Origin of the sequence: Parafrankia discariae (genome assembly GCF_000373365.1) — a bacterium.
GTDB classification, from domain to species: domain Bacteria; phylum Actinomycetota; class Actinomycetes; order Frankiales; family Frankiaceae; genus Parafrankia; species Parafrankia discariae.
The window spans coordinates 104,123-124,953 of sequence record NZ_KB891208.1; the positions used below are offsets into that span (position 1 = coordinate 104,123).

The 20,831-nt window shown below is 73.6% G+C and carries 15 protein-coding genes; 12 read left to right on the forward strand and 3 right to left on the reverse strand.

The window, feature by feature from the left end; all coding sequences use genetic code 11:
- Positions 1-51 precede the first annotated feature (51 nt).
- From B056_RS0111900 to B056_RS0111920, 5 genes are all read left to right on the forward strand, one after another.
- Positions 52-816, forward strand: a complete 765-nt coding sequence (locus tag B056_RS0111900; RefSeq protein ID WP_018502086.1) for a DUF6286 domain-containing protein — start codon at positions 52-54, stop codon at positions 814-816.
- Positions 813-1,460, forward strand: coding sequence for an alkaline shock response membrane anchor protein AmaP (locus B056_RS0111905; RefSeq protein ID WP_018502087.1), 648 nt, complete (start codon positions 813-815; stop codon positions 1,458-1,460). The genes B056_RS0111900 and B056_RS0111905 overlap by 4 nt, the downstream gene beginning before the upstream one ends.
- 313 nt (positions 1,461-1,773) lie before the next feature.
- Positions 1,774-2,400 carry a 50S ribosomal protein L25/general stress protein Ctc gene (locus B056_RS0111910; protein WP_018502088.1) on the forward strand — a complete coding sequence of 209 codons (627 nt, stop codon included), beginning with the start codon at positions 1,774-1,776 and terminating at the stop codon, positions 2,398-2,400.
- Positions 2,401-2,417: 17 nt separating this feature from the next.
- Positions 2,418-3,005, forward strand: a complete 588-nt coding sequence (pth, locus tag B056_RS0111915) for an aminoacyl-tRNA hydrolase (protein ID WP_018502089.1) — start codon at positions 2,418-2,420, stop codon at positions 3,003-3,005.
- Positions 3,006-3,114: 109 nt separating this feature from the next.
- Complete coding sequence (locus B056_RS0111920) at positions 3,115-3,768, forward strand: PIG-L deacetylase family protein (RefSeq protein ID WP_018502090.1); 654 nt, start codon at positions 3,115-3,117, stop codon at positions 3,766-3,768.
- Positions 3,769-3,877: 109 nt separating this feature from the next.
- Here the strand turns inward: B056_RS0111920 and B056_RS0111925 are convergent, their stop codons facing one another.
- The gene (locus B056_RS0111925) at positions 3,878-5,104 is read right to left on the reverse strand and encodes a glycosyltransferase (RefSeq protein ID WP_018502091.1); all 1,227 of its coding nucleotides are present in this window, start codon (positions 5,102-5,104) and stop codon (positions 3,878-3,880) included.
- A 188-nt stretch (positions 5,105-5,292) separates the two neighbouring features.
- On the opposite strand from B056_RS0111925, the gene B056_RS0111930 reads away from it, so the two are divergent.
- Both B056_RS0111930 and B056_RS0111935 read left to right on the forward strand, forming a co-directional pair.
- A complete protein-coding gene (locus tag B056_RS0111930; protein WP_026239600.1) occupies positions 5,293-6,510 on the forward strand; it encodes a glycosyltransferase in 1,218 nt (405 codons plus the stop codon).
- 50 nt (positions 6,511-6,560) lie between these two features.
- Positions 6,561-7,580 (forward strand): glycosyltransferase, encoded by a 1,020-nt coding sequence (locus B056_RS0111935; protein ID WP_018502093.1) that lies wholly within the window; start codon positions 6,561-6,563, stop codon positions 7,578-7,580.
- A gap of 57 nt (positions 7,581-7,637) precedes the next feature.
- On the opposite strand, the gene B056_RS0111940 is transcribed toward B056_RS0111935, so the two are convergent.
- The gene (locus B056_RS0111940) at positions 7,638-9,158 is read right to left on the reverse strand and encodes a S8 family serine peptidase (protein WP_018502094.1); all 1,521 of its coding nucleotides are present in this window, start codon (positions 9,156-9,158) and stop codon (positions 7,638-7,640) included.
- 404 nt (positions 9,159-9,562) lie between these two features.
- Between B056_RS0111940 and B056_RS0111945 the strand changes: the two genes are divergently transcribed.
- From B056_RS0111945 to B056_RS0111970, 5 genes are all read left to right on the forward strand, one after another.
- A complete protein-coding gene (locus B056_RS0111945; RefSeq protein ID WP_018502095.1) occupies positions 9,563-10,591 on the forward strand; it encodes an NAD-dependent epimerase/dehydratase family protein in 1,029 nt (342 codons plus the stop codon).
- The gene (locus B056_RS0111950; protein WP_018502096.1) at positions 10,588-11,157 is read left to right on the forward strand and encodes a dTDP-4-dehydrorhamnose 3,5-epimerase family protein; all 570 of its coding nucleotides are present in this window, start codon (positions 10,588-10,590) and stop codon (positions 11,155-11,157) included. The genes B056_RS0111945 and B056_RS0111950 overlap by 4 nt, the downstream gene beginning before the upstream one ends.
- Positions 11,158-11,744: 587 nt before the next feature.
- Complete coding sequence (locus B056_RS0111960) at positions 11,745-13,028, forward strand: class I SAM-dependent methyltransferase (protein ID WP_018502098.1); 1,284 nt, start codon at positions 11,745-11,747, stop codon at positions 13,026-13,028.
- Positions 13,029-13,139: 111 nt separating this feature from the next.
- Complete coding sequence (locus B056_RS43575; RefSeq protein ID WP_195905893.1) at positions 13,140-16,877, forward strand: hypothetical protein; 3,738 nt, start codon at positions 13,140-13,142, stop codon at positions 16,875-16,877.
- A 222-nt stretch (positions 16,878-17,099) separates the two neighbouring features.
- Positions 17,100-18,683 carry a Wzz/FepE/Etk N-terminal domain-containing protein gene (locus B056_RS0111970; RefSeq protein ID WP_026239601.1) on the forward strand — a complete coding sequence of 528 codons (1,584 nt, stop codon included), beginning with the start codon at positions 17,100-17,102 and terminating at the stop codon, positions 18,681-18,683.
- 645 nt (positions 18,684-19,328) lie between these two features.
- Here B056_RS0111970 and B056_RS0111975 read toward each other — a convergent pair.
- Positions 19,329-20,648 (reverse strand): hypothetical protein, encoded by a 1,320-nt coding sequence (locus B056_RS0111975; protein ID WP_018502103.1) that lies wholly within the window; start codon positions 20,646-20,648, stop codon positions 19,329-19,331.
- Positions 20,649-20,831: the final 183 nt, after the last annotated feature.

The following is a 20,831-nucleotide window of genomic DNA, read 5'->3' on the forward strand; positions in this document are numbered from 1 at the left end:
CCGTGCCGCTGACCGGCGGTTCGAACCCCCTCGGCGCGGGAGGGAGGCACCATGCGGGCCGGTAACCGTATCCTCGCGGCGTTCGTGGCGGCGGTGCTCGCCGCGGCAGGTGTCATCGCGCTGGTGGAGATCATCGTCGCCGCGGGTGGGCACGGTCCAGCCCTGGTGGACTGGCCCGCCTGGTCCGCGCGTCTCGGTGACTGGTCGTGGTCGAGCGGGGCCGTCCGGCTGGTCGGGGTGTGCGCGGTGCTCGCCGGCGCGGGCGTGCTGTTCGGCTGCGTCCGGCTGGGCGTGCGGCCGCGGCTGCGGACCCGTACGACCACGCCCGGCGCGGCGGTGTTCGTCTCCCGCCGGGCGCTCGCGCGGGCGTTGCGGCAGAGCGTGCTCACCGTCGACGGGATCACGGCCGCCTCGGTCCGGGTGCGCCGCCGCCGCGCCGTGGTCCGGGCCCGGCTGCGGCCGCGGACGTCCACCGGCGCGGTGCTCGAGGCCCGGGCGCGGCTGGCGCGCCGGGTGGAGTCGTTCGACCTGCTGCGCCCGCCGCGGCTGACGGTCACGGCGAGCTCCGAGCGCCGGCGCTCGGGCCGCGGGCTCGTCGCCCCCTCGACGCCGACGACGCCGACGGCGCCGGTGGCGCCCACGTCGGTCGGCCCTGCGTCGGCGTCGACGTCGTCCTCACCGGTGTCGCCCGAGCCCGCGGCCGTCGCGGGGCCGACCGTGCCCGGTGCCTGGCGTGCCTCGCCGGCCGCGGTGGCGCCGGGCTCGAAACGCGAGGCCGGCACCACCCGCTCCGGGACGCCCGGGGGCCGGCGATGAGCCGCGGCGGTGCCGCGGCGCGGCACGCGGCTCCGCCGGCCGGCGCCCGCTCACCCGCGCCGGCCCGCGCGTTCATCCCGGTGGTGGACCGTTGGAACCAGATCCTGCTCGGGCTGGTCGGCCTGCTGCTGCTGGGTGGCGGAGTGCTGGTCCTGCTGGCCGGCTCGGGCCTGTTCGGCCCGGCCCTCGCCGACCGGCCCGTGCTCAGCGGGGATGTCCACTCCTTCGCGGCGCGCCACGGGTGGTTCTGGCCGGTCGTGGGGACGGCCGCCGGCGTGGTGACCCTGCTCGCCGTCGGATGGCTGGTCGCCCAGGCGCGGACGAGCCGGCTCCGTGGCCTCTATGTGACCGACGACGAGGTCGGCGGGGTGCACCTCGACACCTCCGCGCTCGCCGACGCCGTCGCGGCGGACCTGGTCGTGAACCCCCTGGTGCACGCGGTGCGGGTGGTCGTGCGCGGGCGGCCGCGCCGGCCGGTGCTGCAACTGGCCGTCGAGGCGGACGCCGGGGCGGACATCCGCGCGGTCCGCTCCGATCTCGAGGAGCGGGTGCTGCCGAGGGCGCGCCGCGCGGTGGGGCGCCCCGATCTCGGCGCCGAGATCGATCTCGCCGTGCACGCCGGCCTGCCGGCCAGGGTGCGCTGACGCCGTCCGGCGCCGGCCCCGGGCGGCCCGGAGCCGGCGCCGGACGGGTGGGCCGGCGGGCGGACCGCCCGGGGAGTTCGCGCGCCTTCGCGAGCCGGGCGGGGGGAGCCGTGGTGGCCAGGTTGGGGCGACACGACACCTGTCGGGTGTTGACAGCCAAGCTTCCGGTACTGTTGAGGACCGCGTCCATGATGGCGCGGCCCCGCCGTCCGGCGCTGTGCCACTTTTCGCCGCTGAGTCACCGTCCGCTGGTGATCGGCGGTCGGTGACCGCCAGGCGCCGAGTTCACATTGCTGAAAGGATGAGCGCCCCCATGTCCGAGGTCCGCATCGCCGCGGAGCCGCGCACCGAGTTCGGGAAGGGCGGGGCTCGTCGCACCCGCCGGGCCGGCAAGGTCCCGGCTGTTCTCTACGGTCACGGCCAGCCGCCGCGCCACATCGCGCTGCCCGCTCACGATCTGCTGCACGCGTTCAAGACCGACGCCGGCACCAACGTCCTGTTGACGCTGGAGCTGTCGGGCCAGACGGAGCTGGCGCTGCCCAAGGAGGTCCAGCGCCACCCGATCCGGGGCAGCTACGAGCATGTCGACCTGGTCCTGGTCAACCGGGGCGAGCACGTCTCGGTCGAGGTCGCGCTCGTCCTCGTCGGAGAGGCCGACCCCGACACCCTGGTCGACCAGCAGGTCACGGCGCTGTCGGTGAAGGCCGACGCGGCGTCGCTGCCGGACCGGATCGAGGTCGACATCACCGGCCTCGAGGCGGGTCACGGCATCACGGCCGCCCAGCTGGAGCTGCCGCAGGGTGTCGAGCTCGAGGCCGACGGGGAGCTCGTCGTCGTCCAGGGCCTGGCCAAGCGCACGGTCGCCCAGATGGAAGCCGATCTCGGTGAGACCGCCGAGGGCACTGAGGGCACGGCCGCCGACTCGGCCGCCTCGGCCTGATCTGTTCCGGCGAACGGATGGAAGCCCCTGCCGATGACGGGCCCTGGCTCGTCGTCGGCCTAGGCAATCCGGGCGAGAGCTATGCCGGGAACCGGCACAACGTCGGTTTCATGGTGGTGGACCTGTTGGCCGAGCGCACCGGCGCCCGGCTGCGGTCCCACCGCTCGCGGGCCGAGATCGACCAGGTGCGCCTCGCCGGGCGCTCGGTCGTTCTCGCCAGGCCGCGGACGTTCATGAACGTCTCAGGCCCGCCGGTGGCCGCCGTCCGGGCGTTCTACAAGATCGACGTTTCCCGGGTGATCGTCGTTCATGACGAACTGGACATCCCGTTCGACGCCATCCGCCTCAAGCGCGGCGGGGGGGACAACGGCCACAACGGGTTGCGCTCGATCACCTCGTCGCTGGGCTCGCGGGACTACCTGCGGGTCCGGGTGGGGATCGGTCGCCCGCCCGGCCGGATGGACCCGGCGGACTTCGTCCTGCGCGACTTCAGCCCGGTCGAGCGCAAGGCGCTCCCACTGCTCGTCGACAATGCGGCGGATGCCGTCGAGTCGCTGCTCCAGGAGGAGCTCGCGGCCGTACAGAACCGCTTCCACGCCGGCTGACGCGCCTGCGCGGGCGGGCGCGGAAGCGCGCTGGCCGGGCGGTGTCGGTGATGTTCCGCTGTGCGGATCCGGGTAGGTTGGGCCGCCACGTGATCGAGAGGATCGAGCGATGCTCGCGCTGACGCCGGGCCGCCCCGTCGAGGGCAGCGCCTACACGGTGGTCGCCCTCGGCGCGCACGCGGACGACGTGGAGATCGGCGCCGGCGGCACGATCGCGCAGATGATCGCCGCCCATCCGGACAGTGTGGTCCACTGGGTGGTCTTCTCCGGCAGTGGTGAGCGGGGTTCCGAGGCGGAGGCGAGCGCGCGCGAGCTGCTCGGCCCGTCCCTGGGTTCGCTGCACCTGCACGAGGTGCGGGACGGTTTCCTCCCCCGGGAGTGGAGCGGGGTCAAGGAGATGCTGCTGCAGATCTCCCGGCAGGTCACCCCGGACATCGTCTTCGCGCCCTCGCTCGGTGACGCCCATCAGGACCACCGCATGCTGGCCGAACTGGCCTGGCAGGCCTTCCGCGGCGCGCTGATCCTCGGCTACGAGATCCCCAAGTGGGAGAGCGACCGTGGCGCCCCGAGCCTCTACGTACCGGTGTCCGAGGAGGTGGTGGCGGCCAAGGTGGAGCATCTCCAGCGGCACTTCAGCAGCCAGCACGACCGGATCTGGTTCGACGAGGAGACCTTCCGCGCCACGATGCGGCTGCGTGGCATCGAGTGCGGCAGCCGCTACGCGGAGGCGTTCGACGCCCGCAAGCTGACCCTGGCCTGGTGACCAGGCCAGGGCTGTTTCGGATGGCCTGCTTTCAGGCGATCCGACCCCAGGCGATCCGCCGAGCCCAGGCGATCCGAGCCCGGTTCGCCTGAGCTCGGGTGGCCCGAGCTCAGGTGGCTCGAGCCGTGGCCGCCTCGGCGCGCCCGGCCAGCATGTCCCGGATCCGGTCGATGAGCGTCGAATGGTCGAGCTCGCGCAGGACGAACTCGCGCCCGGCCGTCCCGACCTCCGCGGCCAGCCAGGGGTTGTCCAGCAGGCCGCAGACGGCGTCCGCGAACGCGCCCGGATCGTCGGCGACGAGCAGGTGCTCGCCCGGACGCCAGCCCAGGCCGCGGCTGCCGGTCGGGGTGCTGACGACCGGCGTCCCGGCGGACATCGCCTCGATCGCCTTGATGTTCACCCCGGAACCGGAACGCATCGGGTTCACCGACACGGTCGCCCCGGCCACGTAGCCGAGCACGCTGGGCACGTCGGTGTGCAGCTCCACGCCCTCGAAGCCGGCCAGCCACCCGGCCAGGCCGTCCTCGGGACGGCGGCCGACGACCTGCAGGACGGCCGCCGGGTGGCGCACCCGGATCGTGGGCCAGCAGCCGCCCAGGAACCAGCGCAGCGCCTCGATGTTGGTGGGTGTGTCCAGCGAGCCGACGAAGACCAGGCGCTCGCCGGCCCGCTCCGTGTCCGCGACGCCGCCGGCCGCGCGGACCCCGGCGACCGTGCTGGCCGGCAGGAACGGCGGCAGATGGAACGTCGGGACGCTCGCCCGCCCCCGGCGCCACTCGTGGTCCTCCACCGAGATGTCCGCGATGGCGTTCACCAGCGGCGAGTGGTGCATGGCCTGCTCGGCGAGCCGCATCCGGTGGTACTCGAGCTCGTAGACGACCGCGCGGGGGCCCGTGGAGTTCCGGGCCAGGACCCGGAAGAACTCCGAGTCGATGTTGTGCGCGCGCACCAGGTGCGGAAGCCGCCAGATCCGGGCGATCTCCTCGCCGAGATGCGACGTCCGACAGCTGTAGCTGATGACGGCGTCGGCGCGCGGCGGGGTGTGCTCCAGGGCCCGGCGCAGCGGGCCGACCGGGCGGGACGCGTGGGTGAACGGTCGCGGTGAGAGGTGGGCCAGGGGGCTGTCGTCCCGGGGGAGCCGGATGACCGCCGCGCCGGGGACGGCGTCCTCGTAGGCCGTGATGTCCAGGTCGGTGCGGGACGGCACCAGGACCTGCATCCGGATACCGGCCGCCGAGGCCGCCGTGAGGAAGCTGAAGGTCTCCACCCGCCCGCCGGCATCCGCGGGGAGGAAGGGCTCCTCGACGACGACGATCCAGCGCTCGGAGTCGCTCATCCGAGTAACTGTAGCCCCGGGGTCCGGGGCCATCCGGCAGGGGACGGACAGGGACGCCGGTGGACGTACCGGGACGGCGGGTCCGGGCGGGGACGGACGGGATTCGCCCGGCCCGCCTTGGTGATCGCCCCGGTAAGGTGGCGGTAGCCCATTCCGTCACCTGGTAGAGGCACCGCTACGGTTGTCGCATGACAGGAGCTCGTGCATTCGGGAAGGGCACCGCGATCGCGGTTCTCGGCGCGACCGCCGTGTACGGCCATGTTCTGTATCCCGCTTACATCGGGTACCGCAGTCGTGGGCTTACGCCGTCGGTCCCCGCCGAGCCGGACGTGTGGCCGGGCCTCAGCGTCGTGGTCTCCGCGTACCGCGAGTCGGCGGTCATCGGCACCAAGCTCGACGAGCTGGCCGGTACGGACTACCCCGGCCCGATGGAGATCATCGTCGTCGCCGACGACGCGGAGACGGCCACGGCCGCCCGCCGTCCCGGGGTCCGGGTCCTGTCGTCGGGAGAGCGGCTCGGCAAGGCCCGCGCGGTCAACCGTGGTGTCGCGGCGGCCAGCCACGACGTCGTGGTCCTCACCGACGCCAACGCGGTGCTCGCCCCGCACTCGCTGCGCGCCGCCGCGCGGCACTTCACCGACGAGTCCGTCGGCGCGGTCGCCGGTGAGAAGCAGGTCGACGACCCGGCCGGCGCCCAGGGCTTCTACTGGACCTTCGAGTCCTGGCTCAAGCAGCGTGAGTCCGCGACCGGCGCCACCATCGGCGTGGTCGGCGAGATGCTGGCGTTCCGCCGCAAGGCGTTCCGGCCGCTGCCGAAGGACACCGCGGTGGACGACGCCTGGCTGGCGCTCGACATTCTCGAAAGTGGTCTGCGGGTGGTCTACGAGCCCGAGGCCTACTCGATCGAGACCTCCGCGCCGGACTACGCCGCCGAGTGGGAGCGCCGCACCCGCATCGTCGCCGGCAACCTCGACATGCTCTGGCGGCGCCGTGCCGCGCTCGTGCCCGGCGCGCTGCCGGTCACCTCGCAGCTGTGGGGGCACCGGCTCGTCCGGTCCTCGTTCGGTCCGCTGTCGCACGTCGCGCTGGTCGCGATCAGTGTCCCGGCGGCCCGGAACAGCTGGGGTGCCCGGCTGTTCCTGCTCGGCAACGCCGCCGGTGCGGCCAGCGCCGGCGTGCTGATGCGGGGCGGGACCCCGCCCGGCCCCAGCCGCCTGGTCGCCCAGGTCTTCTTCCTGCAGGCCGTCGCGCTCGGCGGCGTCCGCCGCTTCCTGGCCCGCGACCGGCCGGCGATCTGGCCGAAGCCGGACCGCCAGCCCCTGCCGGCGCAGCCGGCGGCGCCCGGGGCCGACATCGACCCCGCCAGCGCGTCCGGGGCGGGCGCCTCCGTGTCCGCCGTGAGCTGACCGCCCGTCCGTCCGTGGGCTGACCGCCGTCAGCTGAGAGGAACAGACCCGTGCCGGACATCGCACCCGACTCGGTCGCCGACCAGGCGACGCCTGCCGGCTCCACCCCGGACAGCCCGGCTCCGGGTGGCGCCGCCGCGCCCGCCAGGGTGCCGGCCGCGCCCGCCGTACGGCCAGCCGCGGCCGGCTGGAACTTCGAGCTTCAGCTCGTCAGCTTCCACAGCCGTGGCCAGCTCGAGCAGATGTTCGCGACGCTGCCGATCGACCTGCCCGTCGTCGTCGTCGACAACGCCAGTGGCGTCGACCGGGTCGACGAGCTCCTCGCCGACCGGCCGAACGGCCGCTACATCGACTCCGGTGGCGGCAAGGGCTTCGCGAAGGCGTCCAACATGGGCATCCGCTCGTCCGCCTACGACTACGTGGTGCTGGGCAACCCGGACAGCCGACCGACCGTCGAGATCATCAGGACCCTCGTCGCCGACCTCGAGAACGACCCCGGCCTGGTCGTGAGCGCGGCGACCATGAAGGGGCAGGACGACAGGCCCGAGCTCGGCAACGGCGGGTGGGAGCCGACTCCCCGCCGGGTGCTCCTGCACGTCCTGGGCGCGCACAAGATCGCCCCGTCGTCGGCGCTGTTCGCGCGCCCGACGCCGAACCGGCCGATGAGCCCGGAGTGGCTGACCGGGGCCTGCATGGCCGTCCGCCGGCAGTCGTTCCTGGAGCTCGGCGGCTTCGACGAGACGTTCTACGTCTACAACGAGGACATGGCCCTGGGCCGGGCGATCCGCGAGGCGGGAATGCGCCAGCGGCTGCGCACCGACCTGCTCGTCCCGCACGGCGCCGGCGGCTCCGGGGCCGGCAAGACGTGGATGCTCCAGATGCGCGGCGCCTCGATGGTCCGCTACCTGCGCAAGCACAACGCCCCGGCGCGGGTGAACGTGATGCGCTCGATGCTCGTCGCCGGCTACGCCGGCCGGACCGTCCTCTCCCGGGCGCGTGGCCGCCGGGCCACGGCCGACGAGCACGCCGCCTACATCAAGGGCCTGCTGGTCGGTCCCCCGCCGCGCTGACCGCGGGGCACCGCCGGTACCGCTGACACCGACGCCCGGCTGTTCCGGAAGTCCGAGTCAGTACGGTGTCCGCCACCCGCGGGTGTCGACGGGAACGCCCCCGCCGGGGGTGCGCGGCCCGCCCGCCGCCGGCCCGGCCGCGCGCGGCGGAGCCGGCGGGTGCGGTGGCGCCACCGGGTGTGGCGGGAACAGTGGGGCCGTCGCCCGGCGCCGGCGGTCCAGCGCCGCGGCGAAGCGGGCGCCGGCCAGCACATACGCCAACACCCCGAGCAGGACACCCGCCGACGCCGCGAGGCCGAGCCCGGCGATCCAGGTGAGCATGGACGGGTCGTCCCCGTCCCGGCCGGCTCCGGTGGCGCCCACGGGAGAGGTGGCGGTCGCGGGCGGTGCCGGTGTCGGCAGAGCCGGGGTGGCCTCGTCGGGGGTCGCGCCGCCGGGGCTGGCGCCGCCGGCCGTGCCGCCGGTGCCAGCCGGGCCGCCGCCGGTGCGTGGACCCGGGGTGGTGAGCAGCGGGTTCGCGGCCACGAGCGGCAGCTCGGCGGTCAGCGCGGCCACCGGCTCGACCAGCCCGAAGCCGTACTGGTCGTCGCGCCCCACCGGGCCCATGTCCAGCGCGGTGCGGATCAGCCGGTTGACGACGTTCGACGCGTCCAGGTCGGGCTTCGCGGCCCGGACGAGCGCGGCCACCCCGGCGACGATCGCCGCCGAGTTGCTGGTGCCGCCCCCGGTGTCGAGGCCGTCGGGCGACACCCTGGTCGGCACGGGAGCCCGGATGCCCGGCCCGGGCGCGGCCAGGACGGCCTCCGGTCCCTGGACCGAGCCACCCCAGAACATCCCGCGGTAGTCCGATCCGGTCACGGCGATCACACCCGGGATGTTCGCCGGGGAGTTCACCTCGGTGTCGCCCGGCTCGGTGTTGCCGGCCGAGGCCACGACGACCACGTCGTGCGCGAGCGCGTAGCGGACCGCGCTCTCCTCCGCGCTCGTCGCCGGGCCCACCGAGCCGAGGGACATGCTGATCACTCCGGCCCCCCTGTCGACGGCGATCCGCACCGAGCGGGCGACCTCCTCGGAGTCGGCCTCCTCGCCGGTCGAGATCGGAAGGATCTTCGCCTCCGGCGCGACCCCCCAGACAGCGGGGTCGCCGACGTCGCCGCGGGCGGCGACCAGCCCGGCCATGGCCGTGCCGTGACCGTCGGGGTCGTCGTCGCGCAGCCCGTCGCGGGCGGCGTCCGCGCCGACCCCGGCGCCGGCGAGGAGCTGCCCGCGCAGCTTCGGATGGGTGGCGTCCACCCCACCGTCGATGATCGCCACGATGACGCCCCGGCCGCGGCTCACCCGGTGGGCCTCGGCGAGCCGGAGGGCCTCGTGGTACCACTGCGCGTCGTCGGCGGAGAACCCGCTCGACGGAAGCCCGCCCGTCGGGGAGCGGCCCGGCGACGCTGTGCCGGCCGGGGCGGCCGCCGCCGCCCCGGGCAGCAGTACCGCCGAGAGCACCGCGAGCAGCACCCCGCCGGCGATCCCGGTCGACGGGCGCCGCCCGGCTCGGGTCCCGCCGGCGTGGCCTCGGTGACCCATCACTACCTGACCTGCCTTCGGACGCTCCGCGCGGCGCGGGCCGCGGATGCACATCACGCCACGAACACGCACACACCGTGCCCGGAGGCGAGCTTTCCACATTCTCGATGTTGTGCGGCCGTTTGTCTGCGAGTCGACAGGCGGTCGGTTCACCGGGACACACGTCGGCTGTCTGGCGTGATGTAGGTCATAGCCGTACGGGGGAGGGTGGGCCGGGCGGCGGCGTCGGCCCATGCGTGGCCGACGGACCTTTGCTATGCGCAGAGTGTTCGTCGCCAGACGGACAGGAGCGCAGTGGGGCGTCACTGGCGGACACCTCGGGCCCTCTCGGTACCTTCTGAGGTCGGAGCGCAGGGCCGTCGTCGAACCCCGCGTGCCCTCGTCGAGATCGGGAGGACTCTCGGATGAAGGTGCTCGTCACCGGCACGGAGGGCTACCTGGGCTGCCTGCTCGCCCCGGAGCTGCTGCGCGACGGCCACGAGGTGGTCGGAGTGGACACCGGCTACTACAAGTACGGCTGGCTCTACCGCGGCACGGACCGCGTCCCCTACACGCTCGACAAGGACCTGCGGGACCTCACCGTCGAGGACTTCGACGGCGTCGACGCGGTCGTGCACATGGCGGAGCTGTCGAACGACCCGCTCGGCGCGCTGGCGCCCGACGTGACCTACAAGGTGAACCACCAGGGCTCCGTGCGGCTCGCGAAGCTGGCGAAGCAGGCCGGTGTCCAGCGGTTCGTCTACATGTCCTCGTGCAGCGTCTACGGCGTCGCGACGGGCGAGGACGTCACCGAGACCTCGCCGGTCAACCCTCAGACGCCGTACGCCGAGTGCAAGGTCTACGTCGAGCGGGACGTCTCCCCGCTGGCCGACGACACCTTCTCTCCGACGTTCCTGCGCAACGCCACCGCGTACGGGGCCTCGCCGCGGATGCGCTTCGACATCGTGCTGAACAACCTGGCCGGGGTCGCCTGGACCACCTCCGAGATCGCGATGACCTCGGACGGCACTCCGTGGCGCCCGCTGGTGCACGGCCTGGACATCGCCAAGGCGATCCGGTGCGTGCTCGACGCGCCGCGCGACGTCGTCCACAACCAGGTCTTCAACGTGGGCGACAGCGCGCAGAACTACCAGGTGAAGGAGATCGCGGACGCGGTCGCCACCGTCTTCACCGGCTGCAAGCTGAGCTTCGGCGACAACGGCGGGGACAACCGCAGCTACCGGGTGTCCTTCGACAAGATCGCCTCCCAGCTGCCGGGCTTCTCCTGCGACTGGGACGCGCACAAGGGCGCCCAGCAGCTCTACGAGGTGTTCAGCCGCATCCAGCTCGACACCGAGACCTTCACCGGCCGCGGGCACACCCGGCTCAAGCAGCTGCAGTACCTGATCGGCACCGGCCAGGTCGACGCCGAGCTGTTCTGGACCGCCCGGTGAGGCTCACCCCGACCGCCGTCGACGGCGTGACGATCGTCGACGTCGAGGCGTTCACGGACGACCGCGGCCTGTTCGCGCGCACCTTCTGCCAGGAGGAGTTCGCCGCCGCCGGGCTGGAGGTCGCCGTCGCGCAGTGCAGCGTCGCCTACAACCGCCGGGCCGGGACGATCCGCGGCCTGCACTGGGCCGGCGAGCCGGTGCGCGAGACCAAGCTGGTCCGCTGCACCCGCGGCGCCCTGCTGGACGTCGTCGTCGACAGCCGGCCCGGCTCGGCGACCTACCTGGAGCACGTGGCCGTGGAGCTGACCGCGGACAACCACCGGGCGCTGTTCATCGCCGCCGGCCTCGCGCACGGCTACCAGACCCTGGTGGACGACACCGAGGCCACATACCAGATGAGCGTCCCGTTCACGCCCGGGCACGACCGTGGTCTGCGCTTCGACGACCCCCGGCTCGGGATCGCCTGGCCGCTGCCCGTCTCGGTGATCTCGGAGAAGGACCGCGGCTGGCCGCTGCTGTCCGCCGACGCCCCGGAGAGCGAGCTCACCCCGCTCGGCCGGGCCTGAACGGGGGGTACCCGGCTTGCCGGATCAGCATCCCGGGCCCGCCGGCGGGCCCGCGCCCGACCGGAAGTCCCACGTCCGCCGGTCCCGCCGGCCCGGGGGTCCGCCGGGTCTGGGTGTTCCGGGTCTGGGACGCCCGGCGAGCTTGCGTCCGGTCAACTCCGCGCGTGTGTGACACTCACGTCACCGTGATGTGCGCCTGTCGGGGTGGCATCCGGGCACGAGGCGGGAAGCGTGGAGGAAGCGGCGAAAGCGGCCGAATCCAGTACCTGGCGTGTTCGTTCGCGACGCTGAGTAATGTGGGGGTGGTTCGGGCGGCCGGACGGGTACGAGCGGACCACCTGGAAATCAGCCCGTTCGCACCCCGTCATGGTGATCTGGTCGGATGCGGTCGCCGGTGGGTCGGTCCGTGACCGGTCGACCGGAGGCGGCTGACGGCCGTCACGCCGACATCGTCATCATCTCGACCGAGGCCGATCCGATCCGGCCCGTCCAGTCGCCGCCAACCGAACCTCAGCCAGCCGAAGTGCAGCCAGCCGAACCGCCGCTCACCGGTCACCGCGCGCCGGTCACCTCGAACAGGGGAACGCATGTCATCCGGAACCTCAGCAGAAGGAAGCCCGGCCGCGGGAGGCGTCGCCGCCCCGGTCACCGCCTGCCGATCGTGTGACGGGCCCGCCCCACGGCTCTTCCTGTCGCTGGGTTCCACCCCGGTCGCCAACCGGCTCGTCAAGGCGGACGCCCTCGACGCCGTGGACCCGGTCTTCCCGCTGGAGGTCGGCTTCTGCGAGCGGTGCGCGCTCGTCCAGCTGACCCACGTACTCCCCGCCGACGAGATCTTCGACGCCGACTACCCGTACTTCTCGTCGTTCTCCGACATGCTCGTCCGGCACTCCGAGAAGCACGTGATCGACCTGATCGCGAGCCGCAACCTCGGGCCGGACAGCCTGGTCGTCGAGGTCGCCAGCAACGACGGGTACCTGCTCAAGGCGTTCGTCGAGCGCGGCATCCCGGTGCTGGGCATCGAGCCGACCCCCGGCCCGGCCGCCGCCGCGCGCAAGGCGGGCGTGCCCACCCGCGAGGAGTTCTTCGGGGCCGACCTCGCCCGCGCGCTCGTCGCCGAGGGCCTGCGGGCCGACGTCATCATCGCGAACAACGTGATGGCGCACGTCCCCGACCTCAACAGCTTCGTCGAGGGCTTCTCGATCCTGCTCGCCGACGACGGGATCGTCGACGTCGAGAACCCCGGGGTCGGCGCGCTGCTGGCGCACAACGAGTTCGACACCGTCTACCACGAGCACTTCTGCTACTTCTCCACGATCGCGGTGGACGCCCTCATGAGCCGTCACGGCCTGCGGCTCGTCGCCGTCGAGGAGTTCGCCGACCTGCACGGCGGGACGCTGCGCTGGCGGGCGCAGCACCAGGCCGCCGCCGAGCCCACCGGGTCGGTGCGGTCCGTCCTGGACGCGGAGCGCGCCGCCGGCCTCGGGACGTTCGAGCGCTACGGCAGCTTCGGCGACGACGTCCGCGTGCTGCAGGACGAGCTGACCGAGCTGCTGCGCTCGCTGAAGGCCGAGGGGAAGTCGATCGCGGCCTACGGCGCGGCGGCCAAGGGCGCCACGCTGCTGAACTCCACCGGCATCGACCACACGCTGATCGACTTCGTCGTCGACCGGAACGTGCACAAGCAGGGCAAGTACATTCCGGGCGCGCGGATCCCGATCCTCGACCCGGGCGTGCTGCTCGAGCGCCAGCCCGACTACCTGCTGCTGCTCGCGTGGAACGTGAAGAAGGAGATCATGGCCCAGCAGGAGGAGTACGCCTCCCGGGGCGGCCGCTTCATCGTGCCCGTGCCCCGTCCGGTAGTGCTCTAGGAGAGCCCGACCCACCGAAGCGATGACATCAGCGTCGGCAGCCACCCGGCTGCGCCCAGCACCCCGCAGCCCGGACGTCCCCGACGTCCCGGGCGGGACGGGGTGTGGGGCGTGACCGATCTCGGTATGGAGCCGAGGGCCGGCGACGCGGACGACGCGGACCTCCCGCCCGAGCCGCCCGCGGGCGATGCCGACACGACGCAGTACGTGCCGCGCGCGCCGCGCCAGCCGCGGATCGTCCTGCCGGGCACGCCCGGCCCGCGGGGCGGGGCTGGTCCCCACGGTGCCGCTGACCCCCGAGACGGGGCTGACCAGTGGGGCGGTGCTGACGGGCGGGCCGGGACGGATCCGCGTGGAACACCGGCGCGGCACCGGCCGGCTCCCGAGCCGTTCGTGGTGGAGGGCCGGTCCAGCCACCGGGACGACCGCACCCCGCCGCCCGACCGCACTTCCTCGCCTGACCGTGCTCTGCCGCCCGACCGGACTCCGCCCCCGGGCTACCGGCCGGAGGCGGGTCGCACTCCGCCCCCGGGCCGGGCCGCGCCGTCCGGGGGCACTCCGCCCCCCGGGCCTGAGCCGTACGGGCGCACCCCACCTCCCGGCGCGACCCCGTGGCCCGGCCGCGCCACGCCGCCCGCGCCCACCCCGCCGCCGGCCCGTACCCGTACCCCGCCGCCGGGCGGCGCCGCGCCGTTCGAACGGACTCCGGCCCCCGGGGGCACCCCGCCGTCCGGGCGCACGCCGCCGCCCGGCTACACCCCCCGTCCGGGCGGGACGCCCCTGCCGGGCGTCCGACCGCCGGACGGGACACCGCCGGGCCAGGGCGCGGCGCGCGCGCTGACCCCGCCGCCGGGCTGGACCCCGATGCCCCGGTACTCCGCCGGCAACACACCCGTCCCCGGCCGCACGCCGCCCCCGGGGCAGGCCGACCCCGCCGGCCGGCAGGACCACTCGGGACAGGGCGAGCGGGGTGCCGCGCACCGGCCGGGCGGGCAGCAGCCCACGCCGTCCGGTGGCTGGACGCCGCCCGAGACCACCACCCGGATGGGTACCGGGCCGCAGGCACCGCCCCCGCCCGGTGGCGTGGCCCGTCAGCCCACGCCACGGCCCGCTCCGTCGAACGGCTTCACGGTGGGCACACCGCTGCCGGGGCGTCCAGCCGGATCCCCGCCGCCCGGCCCCGGGCCGGCGCAGATCCCGCCACCGCACACCCCGCCACCGCACACCCCGCCGCCGCACACCCCGCCGCCGCATGGGGTGTCACCGCAGGTCTCGTCGCCGTGGACTTCGCCACCGCAGCCGCCTGTCCCGGCGCCCGGCCCGTCGCCGGCGGGCCGGCGGGGCGACGACTTCATGCGGGTCGACGTCGCCGGCCCGGCTTCCACCCCACCCCCGTCAGCCACCCAGCGCCCGGCCGCACCGCCCTCGGCCGCACCGCCCTCGGCCACCCGGCCCGCGGCCGGCGCGGGGGAGGCGCGGCGGTCGGGGCGTGGATGGTCGGCGACGGGGCGCCGGGAGCCACGCCCACCGGGCCGTGGCGCCACCGGTGCCGGGGCTGGATCGGACCAGACCGCGCTCACCGGTCGGGTGGGTGACGGCCGGGGCCGGCAGGGCCGTGGCGCGCAGGGCCGTGGCGCGCGCCGCGGGCGGCCGGCCACCGGTGGCGGTGGCAACCCCGACATCCATTTCATCAACGCGTTCACCGACACCATCGACCTGTCGGCGCTGCGGCGCCGACTGGAGATGGAGGACGCCGCCCCGGTTGACCAGACGGACTACATCCCGCGCCTCTACGGCCGTAACCGGCCGGAGCCCGACGCCGCCAGCACGCAGGTCATGCGGCGCTCGGGTCCCGGAACGGGGCCGGGGCAGGCCGGCGGCCGGTGGGCCGGCCCGGCCGGCCCCGGTGGAGTGGCCGAGGGCGCGGCGGCGGACGGCGCCGTCCGGGCCGGCCGGGCCCGCCACGCGCGCGGCGGTGGTTCCGGCACCGGGGCGTTGGAGGTGGCCGACCGGCGCTCGGGCGCCGGGCCGGCCGAGGCCGAGGAGGCAGTCGTAGGCGGCGGGTCGACGAAGGCGAAGGCGATCTGGACCCTCGCCGACCAGGGTGTCTCCAGCGCCACCAACGCCGCGGTCTCGCTCCTGATCGCCCGGCAGGTGAGCTCGTCCGAGTACGGCTCGTTCGCGATCGCCTACATCATCTTCTCGGTGATCATCGGGATCTCCCGGGCAGGTGGCTGCCTGCCGCTGGGCATCTCGTACTCGGGCAAGTCGGTGTCCGCCTTCCGGTACGCGGCGGCCTCGGCCACCGGAGCGTGTCTGGTCTTCGGCGGGTTGCTGGGGATCGTGCTGGTCGGCGTCGGGGCCGTCGCCGGTGGGTCGGTCGGCTCCGCCCTCGTCGTGGTCGGCTTCGTCCTGCCCGGCCTGCTGCTCCAGGACGCCTGGCGCTACGTGTTCTTCGCGATGGGCAAACCCGTCGGCGCGTTCCTGAACGATGTGGCCTGGGCCGTGGTCCAGGTGGTCGGGCTGACGGTGCTCATCGAGCGGGGGGTGACGGCGTCGCCGCCGATGTTGCTCGCCTGGGGCATCTCCGCGCTGGTCGCGGCCCTGCTAGGAGTCGCGCAGGCCGGTCTGTGGCCGGCGCCGTCGCGGGCGCTGGCGTGGGTCCGGGAGAACCGGGCCAACGCGGTCAACCTCTCGGCCGAGTTCGTCACCGTCCAGGGCGCGCTGCAGGCGTCGATGCTGCTCATCGGGCTGCTCAGCTCCAAGGAGACGATCGGCGCGCTGAACGGCGTGCGGACACTGCTCGGCCCGACCACCGTCATCGGCGTGGGCATCGTCAGCTTCGCGGTGCCGGAGCTGTCCCGGCGCATCGACATGTCCGTGCGGGCCCGCGAGCGCGCGGCGGTGCTGCTCACGGTGGTCGTGGTGGGCGTCGGCGGCCTGTGGAGCCTGCTGTTCATCGCGTTCCCGGCCATCGGGAAGACGCTGCTCGGCGACACCTGGCCCGGGGCGCACCACATCCTCGTGTACTCCGCGTTCCACTACGCGGGGACGGCCCTGCCGACCGGGCCGGCCTGCATCATGTACGCGCTCGGCCGGACCAAGATCACATTCCGGATCAACCTGTCCATGGCGCCGATGCTCTTCGCCTTCCCGATTCTCGGTCTGCTGCTCGCGGACGCCACGGGCGCGGTCGTCGGCTACAACCTCGTGTTCTGGGGCATCGCCCCGGTCTGGTGGATCCTGCTGCGCCGGATCGTCCGCGAACACGCCCGCGGACGCCCGGACGCCCACGAGGCGGCCGAGACCGCCGTCCAGCTCGGCGCACCCGAACAGATCGAGACGTTCGAGGAGATCGCGACGTCTGACCGGGCTGGGAGGTCCGATCGGGCCGGCACGTCCGACCGGGCCGGGCTGCCGAATGGGAACGTGCGGGTCGTCGAGCCCCCCGGGTCGGAGGGCCTCGGCCGCGAACGGGCCCAGGAGTCGAGGCTGCCCGCGCTCGCGCCGCCGCCTCCCGGCCGTCCGAGCCGCGGCGAGGCGGTACATGCCAGGCCGGCACACGGCGCCGAGGCGCACGGCACCCCGGCACGGGGCGGCACCGGCCCTCGCGGCGCGGATCACGGAGGCACGGGCCCTCGCGGCGCGGGCTCCGGCGGGGCGGCACAGGAGGACGTCGAGCGGACCACCGTCCTGCAGGGCCCGTCCCCGCGTGGCAGCTCGGTCGAGGTGTCGCCGCAGGCCGGCGAGCGGAACCGCCATGACCCGGAGCCACTGGACCTGCTCGAACCGGAGCGGCGTGGTGGTACCGACGAACCGCGAGGCGGCGGGCGAAACCCTGGCCGCTAGCCTGCGCTCACGCTATGAGTCGCTTACTTTGCGCTATCGGCTATGCTCACAAATCGGTTCCGTCAGATCTTGGCCGTGGTCCGATGACCGGGCCGGACGCTCCTGTGGGGGGCCCCAAATGACTCCGCTTCACCTGCCGCCGAGAGGGCTCGCTTCGGCGTCCGCCCAGGCGCGGCTGACCGGCACCTCGCCACGCGCCTGGCGCCCTGAGGCGGGCGCCGCGTGAGCCGCTCCTCTCAGCAGGGCACGGAGTCCGGCCGGGCCCCATCCGCCCCGTCGCTGATCCGCATCCTGAAGCCGCGCTGGATGGTGATCGCCATCTCGGTGGTCATCCTGGCCGCGCTGGCGATGATCGTATCCAAGCAGCAGACCGCGACGTTCCAGGCGAGCTCCCGCATCTTCCTGGACACCTCGGGCGACACTCTCGGCGCGAACTCCGTGGACGCGGGCCGCTTCGTGCAGACGCAGGCCCAGCTCGCGACGTCGACGGCCACCCTGGACGAGATCGGCACCAAGCTGAAGATCTCCCGGGCGGACGTGGCGAGCCGGCTGAAGACGACCCCGTCGGACGAGGGCTACTTCTTCACGATCACCGGTACCGGAACCAGCGAGCAGGCCGCGATCGACTTCGTCAACGCCGCGAAGGACGCCTACACGTCCCAGCTCGGCAAGTCCGGCGCCGGAGACGGGACCATGGTCGAGGGGCTGACGCGGGCCCGTGACAGCAAGCAGGGTGAGATCGACGGTCTGATCGCCCAGCGTGATCCGGCTGTCACCAACAACACTCTCGACAATCAGATCAAGGTTCTTCAGGGCCAGGTCGGGGATCTCAACACCCTGATTCAGAAAGCCGGAGTCGGCGACGCGACGGCGGCTGGGACGATCCGGCTCGCCGAGCAGCCACGGTCGGAGGGCCAGGTCGCCCCGAGCCTGTTCCGTAACGTTCTCGTCGCGACGCTGCTCGGGCTGTTCGGCTCGGCGGCCGGGCTCTGGATCATGTACCAGCGGCGCCCGACCATCCTCGACCCGCACAACTCGGCCGACCTGATGGGCGTGCCGCTCATCGCGGACCTGCCGGCGAGCCGGACGAGCGCGAACGCGGCGGAGACCCTGGTGTCAGCCATGTCGGCGGTGATGTCACCCACCAGCAAGGTGGTGGCCTTCACCCCGGCGTCCCGGACGGACCTCAGCTCCGAGCTGGTCGCCGCCGTCGCCGCCGCCTGGTCGGACGACCAGGGCGTGGTGCTGATCCTCGACACCTCGGCGCAGTCGGAGGTCCGCGCGTCGCTGGAGGGTCTGCCCCGGCCCACCTCGGCCGAGCTGCCCCGCTGGGCGCACGAGCCGACCTGCCTGGCCCGGTCCTCGGGCACGGGCCGCGGCCACATCCTCTACAACCGGGTGTCGCCGGCCCGGGCCGCCCGCCCGGGGGGCCTCGCGCCCATCCTGGCCGACCGCGCCCCCGTGGTGGACCTGGTCATCCTCGTCACCGCCGCGCTCGCGGACCTGCCGATGACCGCCGCCTCGGCGATCCAGGCGGACGCCGTCGTCGTCATCACCTCGCCCGACACCAACCTCAAGGAGCTCGAGCAGGTGCCGCGCGACTGGCCGGCGCTGGCCGAGCGGGTCGTGGGTGTCGTGCACGACGGCCGCACGGCGGTGCGCCGCAACGCGGGCGGCGCGCGCGGCTCGTCGCAGGCCGCGGTCGAGTCGATCACCTCGGCCTCGCCGGTCGGCGGGGAGGCGGCCAGCCGCGGCCCCCGCGACACCGAGGCGACCGACCGTTACGCGCGCCCCGCGAAGCGCTGAGCCAGGCACCACCGACAGCAGTAATCGGCAGCAGGCAACACAGACACCACAAGAGGCGGCCGCCACCCCGAGGTACGAAAGGACGGGTGGCGGTCAGGCCCCAGAGGCACAGCAAAAGGCACCACCCCGAAGCCCGGGGCCCACGGGCGACGGGATGCTGGACCGCACCGAATGAGGGGCGGGCCGACCGGGATTTGGCAGAGTCCCGGCCGGTCCGCCCCTCGCTGTCTCCACCCAGGAAACCGCCGCCCAGCCAACCCCCAGCCACCCGCAACCTCGTCACTCGGGGCCACCGCGTCGGCCCCCCGCCGCCGCCCCGCGTTCTGAAGCGAGTTGTGTGAGCGGCGTATAAGAGCGGCTGTGGCAACTCGCTTAGCCGGTGCCCATGGCGTCGCGGGCGGGGTTCCGGGCCGAAGCGAGTCGTGTGAGCGGTGTACGGAGTGGTTCAGCCAACTCTCTTCGCCGGGCCTTTGGCCGGACAGTCGTGGTTGACAGCTGGCAGGGGCCGGGGCCGCCGCCGGAGGACCGTGATCGGCAGCCCCGGGCTCGTGGGGCCGCGGGAGACCGGGCCCGCGGGAGACCGGGACTGGCGAGCCTCGCCGTCCACGGGTGGGGCCCGGAGCCCTGGGTTGTGCCTGGGCGGGGCTAGGCGGAGCGCTGGGCGGGTGCCAGCCGGCCGGATGGTGGCGGGCTGGGATCGGCCGGGATGCTCTCGCCGCGGCCGCGGCTCCAGCGTTCGTCCTCGGGCGTGGCGGTGAACCACGAGACCAGCAGCATGCCGAGCGCGGTCACCACCGGGCTCAGTAGACCGCCGGACAGAATGCTGTAGAAGACGACGACCGACCCGGACAGCACGAACGACGGTGAACCGCGCACGAACATGGCCAGGACGAATGACAGGAACGCCACCGTCCCGATCACGCCGTACTCCAGCACCAGTTTCGGGAGCAGGGCGTAGTTCAGCGGCAGACTGGTCTTCAGGAAGAACTCTATGGCGTCCCGGTCGGCGAACCCGGGGCCGGAACCGAACAGGACGGTCAGCGGATCCTTGTCCAGTGCCTCCCAGGTGCGGGTGTAGGGCTGGACGAACCGCAGGCTTCCGCTGGAGTTGTTCGACGAGGTCTCGGTCGCCCGTTGGGCGAAGATGTCGGCCGCCGGGGTGAAGCTCAGGACGAGGACGACGATGCTCACGCCGATCAGCGCCGTGGTGGCGAACCGGGCGCCCTTGTGCACTGACAGCAGCACCAGGGCGGCGGCGAGCAGCAGGACGCCGGTTCCCGAGACGGTGGAGAGCAGGGCGAGCACGTACATCAGGTAGCGCCACCAGCTGCCGCTGCGCAGGACGCAGACGACGATGCCGAACCCGAGGAACTGCGAGCAGAAGGACGGCTCGAGACAGATGAAGGCGTTCGACTTGTAGAGACTCGATCCGTACTGGACCGGGTAGCTGGTGTTGAACCCGTGCATCCGGAAGTCGGGCGGGATGAAGCTCAGGACATCGGTGTACTTCCAGCCCACGAGCTGGATCGCGAACTGGAACAGCGCGACCCCGGCGAGGATCGTCGTGAGGTTCACGAACCGGTCCAGCAGCTTGGGGAACAGCGCGCGCGAGTCGGGCGGGGCGAGCCCGAAGCACAGCGGGATGTAGGTGCCGAAAAGCAGGATGAGCGAGGTGAGGGCCGTGTCGTCGAGCTCGCGTAGAAAGGACACCAGGGCGGCCGCGCAACAGGCGGTCATGGCGAGCAGGTAGGCGCGCAGGCGGCCGACGTTCACCTGGAGGTCGCCGCGGCTCATCATCACGATCACGCCGCCGATGGTGATCGGCAGGATGAGCTGGAGCTGGGCGCCCGCCACGGGGATGGCGAGTCGCTGCAGGAAGATGTTGCAGAACAGCAGGACCGTCAGGGCCTTGAGGATCCGCGCGTTCTCCGGGCGCCGGTCGACGGCCTCCGAGGTGGGGATCACCCACGAGCGTGGAATCCTCGTGGTGAGGGTGGTGGTGACCACCAGTTCCCGCCCCCGTTCCTACCGCGTCGGATGTCTCGCCCGCGCCGTCGTCCTTGGTCGGGACGACCGCGTCAACGCCGCCGTCCACCGGGTACGGCCGGTCGTCTCTCGCACTGCCGGGCCGCTTCGGGGGCCGGTCGG